Below are 16,701 nucleotides of genomic sequence, written 5' to 3' on the forward strand. Positions count from 1 at the left end.
AATTTATTAATTGTCGAGAACATCGCAATTGTTGACAATTTAAAATAACGCTTATTATACCCTCTAAGATTTTTCATAGCTAAATTTTAGCTAAAAATTTTTATAAAGAGGTAAAATGAAAGCTTTTGTAATATCTGCTATTGCATCAAATCAAGGTAAAACTATTTTAACTACTGCATTGCTTTATCATTATAGAAAAAGTGTACGTCCTTTTAAAATAGGTCCAGATTATATAGACCCACAATTTCATAAAGCTATTTGTGATACAAATTCAATAAATCTTGATACTTTTATGATGAATAAATCTCAAGTCAAATGGATTTTTAATAAATATAACAATAAAGACATTTGTATTGTTGAGGGTGTAATGGGTTTTTATGATGGAATGGACAAAACTTGTTCTGCTTATGATGTTTCAAAACTTTTAAAAATATCTACTATTTTAATTCTTGATGCTAGTGGATCTTATATAACTATTAGTGCAGTTTTGAAAGGATTAAAAACTTATAAAAAAGACAATACAATCAAAGCAATTGTATTAAATAATATTTCATCAAGTATGCATTATGAGTTAATAAAAAGACAAGTAAATGAAGATTTTGATGATATTGAAATTTTAGGATGGATAGAAAAAAATCTTCCTTGCTTAAAAGATACACACCTAGGACTTGATTTAACTGATGCAAAAAAAGAGACTTTACAAAAGCTATCAAAAGAAGTTTTAAAACATATAGATTTAGAAAAACTTCAAAAGATTTCAGCTTATACAAAAAAGAAAAATAATAATTATCCCTTTGAAAAAATTGAAAAAGTAAATAAAAAAGCAACTATTATAAAAGATGAAAATTTTTCATTTTTATATTATGATAACTTGAAAGTTTTAAAAGAGCTTTTCAATAAAGTGGAAATAGTTAACCCTAGTAAAGATGAACAAATAAGCAAAGATTCAGATTTTGTATATATCTTAGGGGGCTATATTGAAACACAAAAAGCATATGAGAAAATTAAGAATTCAAAGAATTTTAAAGACTCTTTATTAAGACATGTTAAAGATAAAAGGTACGTTTATGCTGAATGTGCTGGATTATTATTTCTTTCAAAAAATGTTGATGATAAGAAAATGATGAATATTTTAGATGTTAGTTTTACCCTTACAAATAAAAGAAATCGATTAGGTTATTATTATAATCAAAAGGGATTAAAAGGTCATGCTTTTCACTATACAAAACCAATTGATACAAAAAATGCAATTGATATTTTAAGCAAAAAAAAGAATTCTAAAGGAGAGTTTGGAGCTTGGAAAAAACAGAATGTATATGGCACATATTTACATACAATGTTTAGAAATAATTTAAATATATTAAAGGATTACTTTGGAATTTAAAATGGAACAACCACCTATAAATTTAGGTGCAGATATCTCAAATAAATCATTTGAAATAATAAACAATGAACTAAAAGATTATGAAAAAATAGATGAGTTTACAAAAGAGCAACAAGAGGTAATAAGTAGACTAATTCATACAACTACTTGCTTTGATGAAGTACTAAATAATATCTATTTTTCAAAAGATTCTATTAAAAAAGTACAAACCTTGCTTTTAAATGAAGCAAAAATAATAGTTGATGTAAATATGATAAAAGTTGGGCTTAGTGATTTTTACTTAAAAAAGTATGACAATGAAGTTATTTGTTATATAAATGAGTCTTTTACTTATGAAAATGCACAAAAAAATAAAACCACAAGAAGTTATGCAGCTGTAGTTGAAGCTATTAAAAGACATAAAGACAAACCACTAGTTCTTGCTTGTGGGAATGCTCCTACATTTATTTATGCAGCTATTAATACTTTAATAGAGCAAAAAGTAGATTTAAATAATGTTGCTTTATTACTATTTCCAGTTGGATTTGTAAATGTAGTTGAATCAAAAGCTTATGCAAGAAAATTTTGCGATACTTTTAATGTAGCTGGAATTATTATGCAAGGAAGATTTGGAAGTTCAACTATGAGTGTAGCCACACTTCATGCTATTTATAAGCTAATCAAAGATTATGATAAGGATGAGAAATATAATGGAAAATAAAAAGCTATTTAATGCAATGGGAAGTGAAGTTGCTGATGGTTTTACATGCAAACCAAAAAATTTTGATGCAAATAAGCCAATAATGCACCTAAAAACACAACTTTTTATTTGTGATGATGAAAGATGTGGAAAAGCTCATAAAGATGAAAATATCGCTGCAACATTAAGAGAAGTATTAAAAGAGTTAAATCTATCAAAAGGAAAAAATAGAATCAAGATAGTTAGAACAGGATGTTTTGGAGCTTGTAGATTTAGAAGTGTTGCAAATATTTATGAAAATACTAAAATCAATGGGAATATTAATAACAATGGAATTTGGCTTAAAAATATTCATAAATATGATAAAGATAAATGGAAAAGACTTTTTATTTCATTAAAAGAAAATAGAACTATTGATGATATTGATGAGTTTGAACAAGTACCAATGAGTGATCCAAGTTTTTATAAATGAGAAACCAAAAAGTTTTAAGAAAAGGGTATACAACAGGTACACACGCTGTTGCATCATTTAGAAGTTGTTTAGATGTGTTGCTTGCTACAAATAAAGCGTGCATTACAAAAACAATAAAAATTGATAATGATGACTTAGATGTAACAAAAGGTTGTGAGATTATTGTAAGTTTGGACTTTTCTATTGAAAAATTTTTATTAAATCCTACATTTCAAAAAGCACAACTATTTAAATGTGAAACAAATAGTTTGGAAATTTATGCAGGAATTGGAGTTGGAGTAGTTACAAAAAAAGGTTTAAAAATTCCACCACCCTACCCAGCAATCAATCCTGCTCCTTTAAATGCAATACAAGACTATTTTAAGATAAAAACAAACAAGAGACAACACTTACATTTAAAATGTTGTATAAGTGTTGTAAATGGACAAGAAATAGCTAAACAAACAGCTAATGCAAAAGTTGGTGTTCTTGAGGGTATTTCAATATTAGGAACAACAGGAGTTGTAAAACCTGTTTCAAGTTCTGCATATATTGATTCAGTTAAGACACAAATAGAGTTTGCCATACAAAATAGATATGAAACTATCTATTTTACACTAGGTAATTCTGCTTTTAATATAGCTTGTTCAAAAGCAAATAAAGAAGCAATTATTGAAATAGGTAATTTTGTATATGATTCTATTGAAGTAGCAACAAATCAAAATGCAAAAGAAGTGATATTTTTATGTGGAATTGGGAAAATGACAAAAGTCTATCAAGGTTTTAAAAATACACATAATAGATTTGGTGTGATTGATTTTGATAAATTACAAGCTGATATAAAAAGAAATCTTAATTATGAAGTGGATATAGAGGCTACTTTAACCGTAAAAGGAATATCTCAAGAACTTGAAAAAGCAGGTTTAGTAAAAGAGTTTTATGAGATGATAACATTAAAAGCAAACAAACAAATAAAAAAGTGGTTTAAAACTTCAAATGTAAAAGCCATAATATTAGAAGAAAAAGAGGTTTTAGGATGGTAACTATTGCAGGAAATGGAATGGGAGAGTATGATTTTTCAAATCTTGATTTTGATATATCAAAATTTGATAAAGTTATTTGTGATTCAAATTTTTTAGAAGATGGCAAAAATATTCTAAAATTAAAATACAAACAAACAAAAGAGTATATTTTGCAAAACTATGAAAAAGAAGAGATTTTATATGTAGTAACTGGTTCACCTTTATTTTATAGTGCAGGAACTATTATTGCAAAAAAATTACCAAAAGATAGAGTAAAGATTATAAATAATACATCTTCAAAAAGCTATTTGTTAGAAAAACTACTTATTAGTGAAACAGATGTAAATACAATATCTTTACATGGAAGAGTTGATATTGATTTAACTAAGTTTTTACAAAATAAATATACTTTTATACTTTGTGATAAATTTACTATCTCAAGATTAAAAACTGCCCTATGCTATTTTGAAGCAAACTCTATTTCTACTATACTTGGGTCTAAACTTGGATTTAATGAAGAGAAAATTGAAAAAATTGATTTATTAAATTTTGATGAGCATTTACTTGATTTAACAGCTCCTTTTGTTTTACTTATTAAAAAAGAGTTTAAAAATAAAAATATAATTAGTGAAGATATTGAGTTTGAAACACAAAGAGGAATGATTACAAAAAAATACAAAAGACAACTTACTTTACAAAATCTAGATTTACAAGCAAATAATCTACTGTGGGATATTGGTGCAGGAAGTGGAAGTTGCGCAATAGAAGCTTTTAAAAGATATAAAGTAAAAACAACACTTTTTGAAAAAAATGAAACAAGAATAGATTTTATAAAACAGAATTTAAAAAATCATTATGTAATTGATACAAAACTTTTAAGTGGAGAAGCACAAGATTTTTTTCAAACACTTAAAGAGACACCTCAAAGGATATTTGTAGGAGGTGGGGGAGTTGAGGTTATAAAACAACTTCCAAAACTTTATGAAATATTAGATGAAAAAGGAATTTTATTGATAAATGCGATTACCTTAAAACATCTAAATCTTATGCTAAATGTTTTAAATGAAGCAAAGATTGAATATGAAGTTCACTCTATCTCTCTTACAACATATAAAGGTAAACTTGATTTAGTAGAGCCTGAAAGACAACTATTTCAAATAAAGGTAAATAAAAAATGATATATTTTATAGGTGCTGGATGTGGAGATCCAGATTTAGTTACAGTAAAAGCAAAAAAAATACTTCAAAAAGCTGATGCTGTTTTATATACTGGTTCATTAGTTCCAAAAGAGGTTCTTTCTTGGTGCAAAGATGATGCAATTATAGAAGATTCTCAAGGTATGAAATATCCTGAAATCTTTTCTTTTTTAAAAAAGCACAAAGATAAAGTTGTAGCAAGAGTTCATACAGGCGATCCTTCTATTTACTCAACTATTGCAAAACAGATTGAGTTTTTACAAAAAGAAAAAATACCATATGAAGTAATACCAGGAATTACAGCTGCTTTTGGAGCAGCTGCTAGTTTAGGTATTGAATATACAATTCCAGGAGTTTCACAAACCATGATTTTAACAAGAGTTGAGGGGAAAACACCAAATCCTGAAAGTCTTGAGAATATATTAGCTTGTAAAAACTCTTCTTTGGTATTTTATTTATCTATTTTACTTCTTGAAAAATTAAAGAAAAAAGCTTTGAAGTTAGGATATAGCAAAGATACACCTTGTTGGGTAGTTGAAAAAGCAACATGGAAAGAAGAACAAATTTTTAAAGGAACAATTTCAAATATTCAAGAACAAGTATCTCATATAAAAGGTGTAGCACTAATTCTTTTGGGAGATTTTTTAAAACAAGAAGAGACTCAAGAGTCACATTTGTATGTAAAACCACTAGTTAAAGAGTTAGAGGCAGACAATGAGCAATAAACTAAAGATTGCAATTGTATCAATAAATCAACCAAGTTTAAATAGTGCTTGTGAACTTTTAAGATACTTAGATGATTTTGAAGTTGATGTATATGGTAAAAAAGATTTAAATCATAATCTTTCAAATCTTATAATCTACGAAAAAATAGATACTGTATTAGAGAATACTTGGAAAAAATATGATGCAATTATTTGTATTTTAGCTATGGGAATTGTTGTAAGAAAGATTGCTCCTTTTTTAAAAAGTAAGGCTACAGATCCTGCAATTATTGTTATGAGTATGGATTTAAGTAAAATTATTCCTCTTTTAAGTGGTCATATTGGTGGAGCAAATGAACTAAGTGACTTAATTGCTTCAAGAATTAAAGGGTGTATAAATTTTGTCTCAACTGCAACAGATCAAACAAATACTTTTGCTTTTGATATATTTGCAAAGAAAAATAACTTTGAAATACAAAACCTACAATGTTTAGCAAAAATCTCAAATGCATTATTAAATAATAAAGAAGTTGAAGTTAAAACTTATAAAAGCATCTTTGAAACAATCCCTGATAAAACAAATTTAAAAAGAGTAGATGAACAAAGTTTAGAACTTTGTGTAAATATAACTCCATTTACGAACAAGAGTCTAACTTTAAAACCAAAAGTTTATCTAGGAATGGGTTGTAATAAAAATACAACTTTTCAAGAGATTGAAGAAGCCTTTTTGTGCTTTTTAGATAAATATAACTTAAACAAACATCAAATAGAAAATATAGCTTCATTTGAAGCAAAAGCTGATGAGGTAGGACTTTTAGAATTTGCTTCAAAATATAGTTTTGATATAAAATTTTATAATAAAGAGCAAATAAACTCACTTCAAGCAGATTTTTCTCCATCACAAGCAACAAAGTTTTTTAATTTAAAAGGTGTAGCTGAGCCATCAGCAATTTTACTTTCAAAATATAAAGAATTAATACTAAAAAAAGAAGTATACAATAAAAAAATAACAATCGCAGGAGCAGTTTAAATATGGCAAAAAGATTATATATAGTAAGTTCAGGAGCAGGAGGAACTTCATATATCACACCAGAAGCAAAAAAAGCAATAGAAAATAGTGAAGTTATAGTCTCATATAGTAAATATGCAAGAGAACTAAAAGAGTTATTAAAAGAAAAAGAAGTTTATACATCAGGTATGACACATGAAATACAAAGATGTAATCAAGCAATACAATATGCAAAAAGTGGAAAAACAACTTCAATCATCTCAAACGGAGATGCCAATGTATATGGAATGGCAACATTAATTGTTGAAATTATGGATGAGAAAGATTTATGGGATGAAATTGAACTTATTTCACTTCCTGGAGTTACTTCTTTTTTAGCAGCAGCTAGTAAAGCAGGAGCTCCTGTATCTCAAGATTTTTCTATTATTTCATTATCAGATAGATTAACAGATATAAATTTAATAGATAAAAGAGTTAAAGCAGCACTTGAATGTGATTTTGTTTTAGGAATTTATAATCCAAAATCAAAAAAAAGAATTAAACCATATCAAAATTTCTTAAAAGCTTTAGAAAATGGATATGAAAATAGAATTGCAATAATTGCTTCAAATGTAGGAAGAGTAGAAAAAGAAAAAATCACAATAACAACTGCACAAGATTTAATAAACAAAGATATAGAACATGAAGCTGTTTCAATGTCAACACTTATTATAATTTGTAATTCAAATTCAAAATTAACAAAAAATAATCAAGTCCTAACTCCAAGAGGATATTTAAATAAATATAAACTTGATGGAGAATTAAAATAAATATTGCTATCTAAGAAAGTTAATCTTTCTTAGATATGACAACTAAGTATTGTTTTTGTGGGATCTACTATATACTCATATCCTAAATATGCAATATAAATCCCAAATCCAATAACAACAAGAGAGGCTATTTTTATCATGGTATTTCTTAATGCTGTTTGTTTAAAAATAGATACAAAAAAGCCTAAAGAAAAAAGTGCTGGAATTGTACTAAGTCCAAAAATCAACATTACAAATGCTCCCCACAAAGGACTTCCTGTACTTGCAGCTGTAATAGCAAAAACGTATACAAAACCACATGGTAAAAGACCATTTAACATCCCTAAAAGATAAAAACTTGTTAAAGAATCTGAACCAATTAATGATTTAAATGTTTTTTGATATAAAGGTGATTTTGAAACTGAATGTTCAAGATTTGTTAAGAACTTGATTTTCCCACTTAAAGAAAGACCAATTAGCACCATCAAAAATCCTGTAGTTAATAGTAAAATACCACTTGTAAGATTATCAAAAGTAACTACTCCACCAACATATCCAAAGATAAAGCCAAGTATTACATAAGTTGTTATTCTTCCAAAAGAGTATAAAAGATGAGAAAGTGCTTGAAGTTGCTTACTCCATCCACTTTTTACCTTTGTGCTTGAATAAGCAACAACAATTCCACCACACATTCCAACACAGTGTCCAAAAGAGCCTAAAAAAGCAATTGTTATTATAGTTACTATACTTATTGTTTCCATTATTTACCTAACAATTTTTGTTTTACATATGGGTCAGTTAAATTCTCACCTCTTAACATATATAAAAGCATTTGATTAAAATCTATAAACCCATCTTTTTTCTTTTCATATGCACCAAAACCATAAGACATAGGTGTTTTTGATACTCTACTATACCAAGCAGTTCTACCATCTATGTATTTATTTGTATCATGAGAATATACCCAAATTGTTGCTTCATCTTTAAAGTCAATATCTTTAAACCACAAAGCCATACAGCCAACATCATCAAAAAACCATGTTTTACCATCAGGAGATACAGCTTGTGCAGAGTTCTCTTTTGTTGTAATAGTCATACCACATTCTGTATCTTGAAAATGATTTAGTGTAATATCTATAGGTTTTTTTTCATGATTTCCACTATGAATTACCACCATCTTTTTTTGTTCACTCATTGATAAAAATATTGTTATAATTATTGCTATAACAACAAAAACACTTAATATTGGTATTAATTTTTTCATTATAAAAATACTCCATTTTTTAAATAGTAAATCCCAACATATAAAGTACAAATTAGTACAAAAATTGTATTAAATATTATTGAATATTTATATGTATAAGCCAACTCTTTTTTAATTAGAAATTTTAGCACAAAGGAACTTATTGCATAAAATACACCTAAAAACAACATACTCCACAATAAATACCCTATATAATAATACTCTTTTTGCAACATACAAAAAGGACATTTATGAGTTGGAAGTTCATAAATATATGTTCCAAAAAATTCAACAACACTTAAATATGCAACATACAAAAAGATTATATTAACTACAAAACTAAGCAAAGCTTGTTTTGATATATTTGCCATGATATTCAATAAATAAAACAGATAAAAAAGTATCAATAACTTTGTTGTATCTAAACCTAAAGGAAGAGTGTTCTCTCCTTGTACACCAAATATCACAGAACAGCAAAGCACAATCTCATCTAATGAAATATTTGTAAAATATAAAATATCTAAGATATACTCTATTAAAACAAGAAAAAATATAAACATAAAAAAATATAGTTTTATTTTTATATATGGGTAGTTTTTCTCTTTTAAATCCTCACTATTTACAATAATCCAAATAGAGTTAAAAAACACTATAAAAACTTTTAAAGCAAGAAGCTTTACTCCATAATCATTTGCACTAATCACTCCTGCTGCACACATGGCTCCTGGAACAATATTTGATAAGTTATCAATAACATAAGCAAAATATGGAATCAATGCTATTTTTACAATTAATGCAAAAAATATTATAAGCATTACTAAATAAGAGTTTTTTTCTAATCTATACTGTTTTGGTTTTGTACTATTAAAATCCCAATTTTTTACAATATCAAAAACCCAAAACAAAGCAAATATTTGCAATATTAAAAGTATAGTTTGTGATACAAGATAGATTATCACTTCATTTGATAATAAAACTTCGTTAAACATTTAAACTATTTTTCCATCTTGCATATTTATAGTTTCAAATAAAACATTACTTTGTTCAAAAATAGAGTCATGAGTAGCTATGATAACTGTTTTTTTAAGCTTTTTAAAATCCTCTAGTAAAGATAAAAACTTTAAAGAGTTTTGTTTATCTAAATTTGCTGTTGGTTCATCAAAAAGTAAGATATTAGCATCACAAACTAAAGCTCTTGCTATTGCTACTCTTTGTTTTTCTCCTCCACTTAAATTTGATACAAATTCATCTTTTTTATGTTTTATATTAGCTAAAGATAAGGCATTTATAACTTTTGCTTTTATTTCATCTTTAGAAAGATTTTGAACTATTAAAGGAGTCATTACATTATGAAATACATTCAAACTATTTATCAAATTGAAATCTTGAAAAACATACCCTATTTTTTCGTTTCTAAATTTTGAAGCATGCAAATCAGGTAGTTTTGCAATATGCTCATCATCTACAATAACATCACCACTTGTAGGTTTTTGTAAACTTGAGATTATAGATAATAAAGTAGATTTTCCACTACCACTTACACCTTTTAAAAGAACAATTTGCTCTTTTGGAATAAATAAACTTACATTTTCAAGTGCGGTAAACTCATTTTTTCTATTTTGATTAAAGATTTTATAAAGATTTTTAACTTCTATCATTTTATACTCTTTATTACATCAACTGTAGCTATTTTCCACACAGGAATTAAAATTACACATAAAAATGGTACCACATAAAATATAAATAAAGTTACAATTGAACCAAATGGTATATAAGGTGTTAACTCATAACTAAAATCTAAATTTGAAAAACCTAAAAATATTTGCATTAAAAAAGGTGCTTTTGCCACAAATATATAAATAAAAGATAAAATAATTCCAATACTAAAAGAGAAAAATGCAACTAAAAAGTTTTCGAAAACTTTTAGTTTTAATATATCTTTGATACTCCACCCTACTGCTTTAAGTATTGCTATCTCTTTTTTATCACTTGAATTTATCATAGAGTATCTTTGATATAGTATTAGTAAAAATGTAAGAATAACAACAATATAAAGCACTAAAAAAAGTCCAGTTTTATAATTAAAAAGATTTAAATAGTATGATTTCATATCATCTTTTGAGATCACTCTTAAGTTATCATCTTTTAATATTATTTCTACTTTTGCATTTGCTCTTTCCAATTCATTTGGAACATTCAATGCAATATCTGAAGCTTTAAACTCATCTAAACCTAAAACTATTTTTGCTAACTCTTTTGGCAAAATTATCATATCATTTGAAAGAAGTGAAGTTGTATCATCAAAAGCATCATAAATCTCAACTTCAATTGATTCACCTAAAGGTGTTGTAAAAAAATAACTCTTTTCATATTTAAACTTATCAAAAAGCTTTTTAACTCCACTTCCTATTATCATGTACTCTTTTTCTAAAAACTTTGACATATCAAGTTTTTTAGATAATGTCTTTAGGTTTTTACTATTTTGCTCTTCAAAAAAATCTACTCCAACGATTGTAAAATTTTGTTTTAATGGTTTGAAAAAGTATTTGCCATATACTCTTGAAGTTACATTTTTTACACCATAAATTTGTTCAATTTTTTCAATCAATGATAAATCAATATCAATAACTTCCCCTGCTTTCATTTTTTGAACTACAAAATCAGCTTGTGAATCTAATGTGTACTGAATATCTTTTGATAATGAAGTTGAGATAAACATCACAGAACTTAAAATAAAAACTAAAATTATTGAGATGACAAATATTGAAAAGTGCTTACTTCTATGAGTAAAAAGCATAAGAAATAAAAAACTATAAAAAGATTTATTTAACATATATGAAATCCATGTGATTAGTACTTTTATGAAATAGATACGGTTTATTTTGAAGTTGAGAGTTATCTTCACTATAAGCATTGGAAAAAGATATTTTAAAGCTGTTTGTTAATGATACCATGCTATTTAACTTATTGTATTTATCTTCTTTATTGTAAGAAAAGTTAAAATAGAAAATAAAACAAAATCCTAAAAAAATTGTAAAAAATATTGTAAAAAAAACTTTAAAAATCATTTTATTATCTTATTTAAACTTTATTAAAAATAAGCTTCACTTAAAGTGAAGCTAACCTGATATATAAAAAATCCGCAAGATATTAAATTGTGTAGGAGGAATCTAATTCTTGTTTTGTAAAATAATTATAACTTCTGTTTGTTAAGTAAGTGTTAATTTTCTTACTTAAACTAATATTTGAGCTCAAAAGCGTATAATAAGATAAATTTTTTATAAAGAGAATTAAATGAGATTAATCATGTTTGATATGGATGGAACTTTAGTAAATAGTTCAAAAGCCATCACAAATACTATAAACTACGTTAGAGAAAATACAGGACTTCATAAATTAGAAGATAAGTATATTTTAGAGCATATTAATAAACCAGAAATCAACTCAGCAGAGTTCTTTTATGGAACAAAAGAGTTTACAGATGAACAAGTGCACTTATTTGAAAACTATTATAATGAGCATTGTTTAACTGATTTGGAATTATATGATGGAATAGCAACTTTACTTGATGATTTAAAAAACGACTTTACACTTGCTGTTGCAACAAATGCAAACTCACAATATGCAAAAAAGATGCTAGACCATGTAGGAATTGGTTCATTATTTCCTACAATCTTAGGATATGATAGCGTTACAAATCCAAAGCCTCACCCAGAAATGGTACAAAAAATTCTTGATAAACATAGTATTTTAAATACAAATGCACAACTAATAGGAGATAGCTTAAAAGATACAATGGCAGCTGCTAAAGCAAATGTTGATTCAGTTTTAGTTAATTGGGGCTTTTCAGACCATAAAGAAGATGCTATTGAAACTATACAAGAATTAGAAGCAAAAATCATAGAAAAATTTAAATAATAATTTTTTTATCCTTAAATAAATAATTTTATAATAGTTTGAAAAGTGTTAATATATTGATACTATTTTTATATATAATTTTAAAACACAAAATATATAATAAAATTATTTGAAGGATTTTTTTAATGAAAGAAAAAATATATAATCAAGTCTTCTTTATTTCAATTGAGACTTTAACTAAAAAAAAAGAATATCCTTACGAAAAAATCTACTTTTTACCTTTAAGAGAGAATAAGACCTATTTAAAAGATATAAAAAAACTTCTTAAAAAAAAGCTTATATCAAAAACAATGAATCTATCTTCTAAAAATAATCTAAGATTTGAAAACTCAAGTAAAAAAGATTTAATAATTAATAAATGATAGTTTATTGAAACTATGAAATAGTAATAAAATAAGAATTTAATCCTTTAAAAATAATTTTTATATGTATATTTGTAAGTTAAATAAAAAATGAGTTGTATTTTAAACTAGGCTTAAGTGATAATACTTAGCATAATGCACTTATTTTTGAGGAGAAATATTCTATGAAAAATCTATCTATTAAATTAAAATTAATAGTCTCTTTTATCACTATAAGTTTGCTAATTATTTCATTGGCTGCTTATAGTATATATGGCTTATCAAAATCTTCAAGTGGCTTTGATAAATATAAAAATATGGCAAATAACACTAACCTTGCAAGTAGTGTTCAAGAAAATATGCTTATGGTGAGAATGGAAGTAAAAAGTTTTATTAGTAAAAATGAAAACTTTAATCTAAACCGTTTTGAACGATATTATGAAAAAACTAAAGATTTTGAAAAACAGCTAAAAAGCAGTATCAAAAATTCTCAGCAAAAAAAGCTTGAAGATACCTTATCACAACTATTAGAAGTCTATAAAGTAAATTTTTATGAACTAAATGATTATAGAAATCAAAATAATAAAATTGTTGAAAATAATTTAACAATTAATGGTAAAAAAATAGAACAACTTTTAAATGAGATCATGGTAAGTAGTGATAAACAAAATAATATAAATGCTTCTTTAAAGACTGCAAAGGCTATTAGAACCCTACTTTTAGGAAGATTTTATACACTAAAATTTATTACATCAAATAAAAAAGAGCATAATTATGAAGTAATTAAAAAATTTGATATTTTAAGAGCACAAATAGATAAAATAAAACCTACATTATATTCTAATACAAATATTGAAAAGTTAAATAGTGCAATAAAATTAATTAATATATATAAAAAAGGTGTTGATAAACTTGTATTCATAATAGACAATGAAAATACCTTAATTAAGGAACTAAGAACAATCGGTCCTAAAATTGCAAAAATAACTGTTGATATAAAACTTTTGATTAAAGAAGAACAAAAATATGTTGAATCAGAAGTAGAAAATATAAATGAAAGTTTAACATTAACGATTGAAATTTTATCTGCAATTGTTCTTTTTATTATTTTATTACTTGGTGCATATATTCCAAAAGATATAAATACACAAATACATGAATTTCAAGAAGGATTATTAAACTTCTTTAGATATTTAAACAAAGAAACAAATGAAGTAAAACAATTAACAAATAATTCAAATAATGAGTTTGGAATTATGTCCAAAGTTGTAAACGAAAATATTAATATTACTAAAAAATCTATTGAAGAAGATAGAGCAATTATAAACGAAACAGTAGCTGTTTTAAATGAGTTCCAACAAGGAGATTTATGTCAAAGAATCTCAACAAATATAACAAATCCAGCACTTAATGAGTTAAAAGATGTATTAAACAATATGGGACAAAATCTTGAGAATAATATTGATAACATTTTAGATGTATTAGAAGAGTTTTCTAAATATAATTATCTAAAAAAAGTAAATACAAATGGAATAAAAAAACATTTAGAAAGACTTGCAACAGGAGTAAATAACTTAGGTCTTTCTATAACACAAATGTTATTAGAAAATAAAGCAAATGGATTAACTCTTAGTGAAAGTTCAAATATCTTACTACAAAATGTTGATACATTAAATACAAGCTCAAATGAAGCTGCAACAAGTTTAGAAGAAACCGCTGCAGCAATTGAACAAATAACAGGCAATATAAAATTAACAACAAATAAAATTTCAGAAATTGATACTTTAACAAAAGATGTCTCTTCTTCTGCTCAAAGTGGAGAAGACTTAGCTATTAAGACAACTTCTTCTATGGAAAATATAAATGAACAAGTAAGCTCAATAAATGAAGCAATAACAGTAATTGACCAAATTGCTTTTCAAACAAATATTTTAAGTTTAAATGCAGCAGTAGAAGCTGCAACAGCTGGTGAAGCAGGAAAAGGTTTTGCAGTTGTAGCACAAGAAGTAAGAAACCTTGCAAGTAGAAGTGCGCAAGCAGCAAAAGAGATTAAAGAGTTAGTTGAAAATGCTACACTTAAAACAAATGAAGGTAAAAATATTGCAAATGAAATGATTGAAGGTTATAAGCATTTAAAAGAGGATATTAATAAAACAAGTCTTTTAATCTCTGATGTTTCAAGTGCAGCAAAAGAACAAGAAAGTGGTATCATACAAATCAATGATGCAATCAATAATTTAGATCAACAAACACAGCAAAATGCACTTATTGCAACACAAACTCAAGAAGTTGCACTAAATACATCTGAAATTGCAAAAAAAGTAGTTGAAAATGCCAATGAAAAAGAGTTTGAAGGTAAAGATAGTGTAAAAGCAAAACAACTTCATGTTGATATAAAAAAAGAAAAATCAACTAAAGAAGAAAAAGCACCCTTAGAATTTAAATCTTCATTTAAAAATGATGATTCATGGGAGAGTTTTTAATTTACTAAATTAATCTATACTCAATAGGTAGAGTAATAATTAAGCTTTTAGGAACCTTGGGAAAGTTCTTGGAAGCTCTTTTTATAGCTTCAAGAGTTGACTTTCTTAGTAACCTATGCCCTTTTAGTATATCTATTTTATTAATCTTGCCATTTTTTGATATTTTAAATTTGACTTTTACTACACCTTGAATATTAAATCTTTTTGCTCTTTTTGAATAAACTATATTTTCTTGAATCAATTTTCTAATTAAAAGTAAATTTTTATCTATATAAATTTTTGATTGATTTAAAGATACTTGTGAAGATGATTTTGATACTGTCTTTTTATTATCTTTTGGTTTTTTTATTGGTTTTATTGGTTTTATTGGTTTTTTGATAGTATTTTTAACAATTTTTGTCTCTTTTTTAATAGTTTTTTTCTTTTTTACAGGTTCATTTTTTATTAGTTTACTTTTTGTAATAGTCTGTTTTATCTCTTTTTTCTTTATGCTTTTTTTTTGAATATTTTTTTCTTTTATCTCTTTTTTTATTTGAACATAATTTAAAGAAATTTTTTTTGTATCCTTTTTTTCGTTAATTATTATCTTTTCATTTGCAAACAAAACATAAAAACTAGCAATTATAGTAGTATATATAGAAAGTGTAATAAAAAAAGAGCTAATATATCTTTTCATTTTTTTGTTACTATTGATATGTTTTGAAAATCATTGCTTTTTAATATATCAAGAACTTGAACAAAACTATCAAATCTTGCGTTCTTATCACTTTTTATATAAACTTGTGTATCTTTTTTGAATTTTAAAATATGATTTTTCATATTTTTAGAATTTACAAGATTATTATTACAAAAAAACTCTCCTTTATTATTTATAATAATGATTAGCTTTTTATCTATTTTTAAATTATTAGTACTTTTTGCACTTGGTAAAGATACAGGAATAAGACCTTTTGTTATAAAAGTTGAAGTCATAAGAACTATTGTTAAAAGTACTAATAATACATCAATAAAAGGTAATACATTTATGCCATCAAATTTCTTTAATTTCATATTTACTTTCCAGCACTTCTGCATATCTGCTTAATATATTATAAAATATCATTGAAACTATTGCTACTACTAAACCAACAGCTGTTGCTTTAAGTGCAAGAGCCAAAGAAGACATTATTTTTTCAGCTTCAATATTTGTACCACTCATAGTCATAAAAGTAAGCATGATAGCTAACACAGTTCCAAGAAGCCCAATATAAACAGAGTTTGAAGCAATAGTTCCTATAATTGTCAAGTGTCTTGTAAGAGCAATTTCTAAAGCTTTTTTATTTTTATATATATTTACATCAAGTTTCTTATAAAAAATAACTCTTTCAATAAAAAACCAAACAGAGATAAAACTCATAAAAATCAATAATGATATAACACCATAATCTATCAAGTGTTTTAATACTTCAATATTCATAATTCACCTAAATTAAATTTTATAGAT

Annotated in this window: 19 protein-coding genes; 11 read left to right on the forward strand and 8 right to left on the reverse strand. The window is 25.5% G+C overall.

Translation table 11 applies throughout. The annotated features are described in order from the left end of the window. Nucleotides 1-115: 115 nt before the first annotated feature. The 8 genes from ACAN_RS07645 to ACAN_RS07680 are packed head-to-tail and all read left to right on the forward strand — an operon-like array spanning nucleotide 116 to nucleotide 7,254. Entirely contained in the window at nucleotides 116-1,384 is a 1,269-nt protein-coding gene (locus tag ACAN_RS07645) for a cobyrinic acid a,c-diamide synthase CobB (protein WP_099333313.1), read from the forward strand. Beyond that, nucleotides 1,374-2,084: a precorrin-8X methylmutase gene (locus tag ACAN_RS07650; protein ID WP_099333314.1), complete on the forward strand. Its 711-nt coding sequence runs from the start codon at nucleotides 1,374-1,376 to the stop codon at nucleotides 2,082-2,084. The genes ACAN_RS07645 and ACAN_RS07650 overlap by 11 nt, the downstream gene beginning before the upstream one ends. After that, entirely contained in the window at nucleotides 2,074-2,535 is a 462-nt protein-coding gene (locus tag ACAN_RS07655) for a (2Fe-2S) ferredoxin domain-containing protein (RefSeq protein WP_099333315.1), read from the forward strand. The genes ACAN_RS07650 and ACAN_RS07655 overlap by 11 nt, the downstream gene beginning before the upstream one ends. Continuing rightward, entirely contained in the window at nucleotides 2,532-3,557 is a 1,026-nt protein-coding gene (gene cbiD, locus ACAN_RS07660; protein WP_099333316.1) for a cobalt-precorrin-5B (C(1))-methyltransferase CbiD, read from the forward strand. Before ACAN_RS07655 ends, cbiD begins: the two co-directional genes overlap by 4 nt. After that, nucleotides 3,551-4,714 carry a precorrin-6Y C5,15-methyltransferase (decarboxylating) subunit CbiT gene (gene cbiT, locus ACAN_RS07665; RefSeq protein ID WP_099333317.1) on the forward strand — a complete coding sequence of 388 codons (1,164 nt, stop codon included), beginning with the start codon at nucleotides 3,551-3,553 and terminating at the stop codon, nucleotides 4,712-4,714. Before cbiD ends, cbiT begins: the two co-directional genes overlap by 7 nt. After that, nucleotides 4,711-5,457, forward strand: a complete 747-nt coding sequence (locus tag ACAN_RS07670; protein WP_099333318.1) for a cobalt-precorrin-4/precorrin-4 C(11)-methyltransferase — start codon at nucleotides 4,711-4,713, stop codon at nucleotides 5,455-5,457. Before cbiT ends, ACAN_RS07670 begins: the two co-directional genes overlap by 4 nt. Further along, nucleotides 5,447-6,466: a cobalt-precorrin 5A hydrolase gene (locus ACAN_RS07675; protein ID WP_099333319.1), complete on the forward strand. Its 1,020-nt coding sequence runs from the start codon at nucleotides 5,447-5,449 to the stop codon at nucleotides 6,464-6,466. Before ACAN_RS07670 ends, ACAN_RS07675 begins: the two co-directional genes overlap by 11 nt. A gap of 2 nt (nucleotides 6,467-6,468) precedes the next feature. Next, nucleotides 6,469-7,254 carry a precorrin-3B C(17)-methyltransferase gene (locus ACAN_RS07680; protein WP_099333320.1) on the forward strand — a complete coding sequence of 262 codons (786 nt, stop codon included), beginning with the start codon at nucleotides 6,469-6,471 and terminating at the stop codon, nucleotides 7,252-7,254. Between the two features lie 29 nt (nucleotides 7,255-7,283). On the opposite strand, the gene ACAN_RS07685 is transcribed toward ACAN_RS07680, so the two are convergent. Genes ACAN_RS07685 through ACAN_RS07705 form a run of 5 tightly spaced genes read right to left on the reverse strand, consistent with a single transcriptional unit; the run spans nucleotide 7,284 to nucleotide 11,309 of the window. Beyond that, nucleotides 7,284-7,994, reverse strand: coding sequence for a sulfite exporter TauE/SafE family protein (locus tag ACAN_RS07685; protein ID WP_099311572.1), 711 nt, complete (start codon nucleotides 7,992-7,994; stop codon nucleotides 7,284-7,286). Next, nucleotides 7,994-8,497 (reverse strand): hypothetical protein, encoded by a 504-nt coding sequence (locus tag ACAN_RS07690; protein WP_079578401.1) that lies wholly within the window; start codon nucleotides 8,495-8,497, stop codon nucleotides 7,994-7,996. The genes ACAN_RS07685 and ACAN_RS07690 overlap by 1 nt, the downstream gene beginning before the upstream one ends. Beyond that, nucleotides 8,497-9,465, reverse strand: a complete 969-nt coding sequence (locus ACAN_RS07695) for a hypothetical protein (RefSeq protein WP_099333321.1) — start codon at nucleotides 9,463-9,465, stop codon at nucleotides 8,497-8,499. The genes ACAN_RS07690 and ACAN_RS07695 overlap by 1 nt, the downstream gene beginning before the upstream one ends. After that, a complete protein-coding gene (locus tag ACAN_RS07700) occupies nucleotides 9,466-10,134 on the reverse strand; it encodes an ABC transporter ATP-binding protein (RefSeq protein ID WP_099333322.1) in 669 nt (222 codons plus the stop codon). Further along, nucleotides 10,131-11,309 (reverse strand): ABC transporter permease, encoded by a 1,179-nt coding sequence (locus ACAN_RS07705; RefSeq protein WP_099333323.1) that lies wholly within the window; start codon nucleotides 11,307-11,309, stop codon nucleotides 10,131-10,133. Before ACAN_RS07705 ends, ACAN_RS07700 begins: the two co-directional genes overlap by 4 nt. Before the next feature lie 461 nt (nucleotides 11,310-11,770). On the opposite strand from ACAN_RS07705, the gene ACAN_RS07710 reads away from it, so the two are divergent. From ACAN_RS07710 to ACAN_RS07720, 3 genes are all read left to right on the forward strand, one after another. Then, the gene (locus tag ACAN_RS07710) at nucleotides 11,771-12,394 is read left to right on the forward strand and encodes an HAD family hydrolase (RefSeq protein ID WP_099333325.1); all 624 of its coding nucleotides are present in this window, start codon (nucleotides 11,771-11,773) and stop codon (nucleotides 12,392-12,394) included. A 125-nt stretch (nucleotides 12,395-12,519) separates the two neighbouring features. After that, on the forward strand, nucleotides 12,520-12,756 hold the full coding sequence (locus ACAN_RS07715; protein WP_099333326.1) for a hypothetical protein: 237 nt from the start codon (nucleotides 12,520-12,522) through the stop codon (nucleotides 12,754-12,756). Nucleotides 12,757-12,920: 164 nt separating this feature from the next. After that, nucleotides 12,921-15,218, forward strand: coding sequence for a methyl-accepting chemotaxis protein (locus tag ACAN_RS07720; protein ID WP_099333327.1), 2,298 nt, complete (start codon nucleotides 12,921-12,923; stop codon nucleotides 15,216-15,218). Nucleotides 15,219-15,222: 4 nt separating this feature from the next. Here the strand turns inward: ACAN_RS07720 and ACAN_RS07725 are convergent, their stop codons facing one another. Genes ACAN_RS07725 through exbB form a run of 3 tightly spaced genes read right to left on the reverse strand, consistent with a single transcriptional unit; the run spans nucleotide 15,223 to nucleotide 16,674 of the window. Further along, nucleotides 15,223-15,894 carry an energy transducer TonB gene (locus ACAN_RS07725; protein ID WP_099333328.1) on the reverse strand — a complete coding sequence of 224 codons (672 nt, stop codon included), beginning with the start codon at nucleotides 15,892-15,894 and terminating at the stop codon, nucleotides 15,223-15,225. Continuing rightward, a complete protein-coding gene (gene exbD, locus ACAN_RS07730) occupies nucleotides 15,891-16,268 on the reverse strand; it encodes a TonB system transport protein ExbD (protein WP_099333329.1) in 378 nt (125 codons plus the stop codon). Before exbD ends, ACAN_RS07725 begins: the two co-directional genes overlap by 4 nt. After that, a complete protein-coding gene (gene exbB / locus ACAN_RS07735; protein ID WP_191287708.1) occupies nucleotides 16,249-16,674 on the reverse strand; it encodes a TonB-system energizer ExbB in 426 nt (141 codons plus the stop codon). Before exbB ends, exbD begins: the two co-directional genes overlap by 20 nt. Nucleotides 16,675-16,701 lie beyond the last annotated feature (27 nt).

The sequence above is a fragment of the Malaciobacter canalis genome, from assembly GCF_008000835.1.
GTDB lineage: Bacteria > Campylobacterota > Campylobacteria > Campylobacterales > Arcobacteraceae > Malaciobacter > Malaciobacter canalis.

What these genes read in the sequence shown, in the direction of transcription:
- ACAN_RS07645 (WP_099333313.1), top strand. Translation starts at nt 116, where the DNA reads ATGAAAGCTTTTGTAATATCTGCTATTGCATCAAATCAAGGTAAAACT.
- ACAN_RS07655 (WP_099333315.1), top strand. Translation starts at nt 2,074, where the DNA reads ATGGAAAATAAAAAGCTATTTAATGCAATGGGAAGTGAAGTTGCTGAT.
- cbiD (WP_099333316.1), top strand. Translation starts at nt 2,532, where the DNA reads ATGAGAAACCAAAAAGTTTTAAGAAAAGGGTATACAACAGGTACACAC.
- cbiT (WP_099333317.1), top strand. Translation starts at nt 3,551, where the DNA reads ATGGTAACTATTGCAGGAAATGGAATGGGAGAGTATGATTTTTCAAAT.
- ACAN_RS07670 (WP_099333318.1), top strand. Translation starts at nt 4,711, where the DNA reads ATGATATATTTTATAGGTGCTGGATGTGGAGATCCAGATTTAGTTACA.
- ACAN_RS07675 (WP_099333319.1), top strand. Translation starts at nt 5,447, where the DNA reads ATGAGCAATAAACTAAAGATTGCAATTGTATCAATAAATCAACCAAGT.
- ACAN_RS07680 (WP_099333320.1), top strand. Translation starts at nt 6,469, where the DNA reads ATGGCAAAAAGATTATATATAGTAAGTTCAGGAGCAGGAGGAACTTCA.
- ACAN_RS07685 (WP_099311572.1), bottom strand. Translation starts at nt 7,994, where the DNA reads ATGGAAACAATAAGTATAGTAACTATAATAACAATTGCTTTTTTAGGC.
- ACAN_RS07690 (WP_079578401.1), bottom strand. Translation starts at nt 8,497, where the DNA reads ATGAAAAAATTAATACCAATATTAAGTGTTTTTGTTGTTATAGCAATA.
- ACAN_RS07695 (WP_099333321.1), bottom strand. Translation starts at nt 9,465, where the DNA reads ATGTTTAACGAAGTTTTATTATCAAATGAAGTGATAATCTATCTTGTA.
- ACAN_RS07700 (WP_099333322.1), bottom strand. Translation starts at nt 10,134, where the DNA reads ATGATAGAAGTTAAAAATCTTTATAAAATCTTTAATCAAAATAGAAAA.
- ACAN_RS07705 (WP_099333323.1), bottom strand. Translation starts at nt 11,309, where the DNA reads ATGTTAAATAAATCTTTTTATAGTTTTTTATTTCTTATGCTTTTTACT.
- ACAN_RS07710 (WP_099333325.1), top strand. Translation starts at nt 11,771, where the DNA reads ATGAGATTAATCATGTTTGATATGGATGGAACTTTAGTAAATAGTTCA.
- ACAN_RS07715 (WP_099333326.1), top strand. Translation starts at nt 12,520, where the DNA reads ATGAAAGAAAAAATATATAATCAAGTCTTCTTTATTTCAATTGAGACT.
- ACAN_RS07720 (WP_099333327.1), top strand. Translation starts at nt 12,921, where the DNA reads ATGAAAAATCTATCTATTAAATTAAAATTAATAGTCTCTTTTATCACT.
- ACAN_RS07725 (WP_099333328.1), bottom strand. Translation starts at nt 15,894, where the DNA reads ATGAAAAGATATATTAGCTCTTTTTTTATTACACTTTCTATATATACT.
- exbD (WP_099333329.1), bottom strand. Translation starts at nt 16,268, where the DNA reads ATGAAATTAAAGAAATTTGATGGCATAAATGTATTACCTTTTATTGAT.
- exbB (WP_191287708.1), bottom strand. Translation starts at nt 16,674, where the DNA reads ATGAATATTGAAGTATTAAAACACTTGATAGATTATGGTGTTATATCA.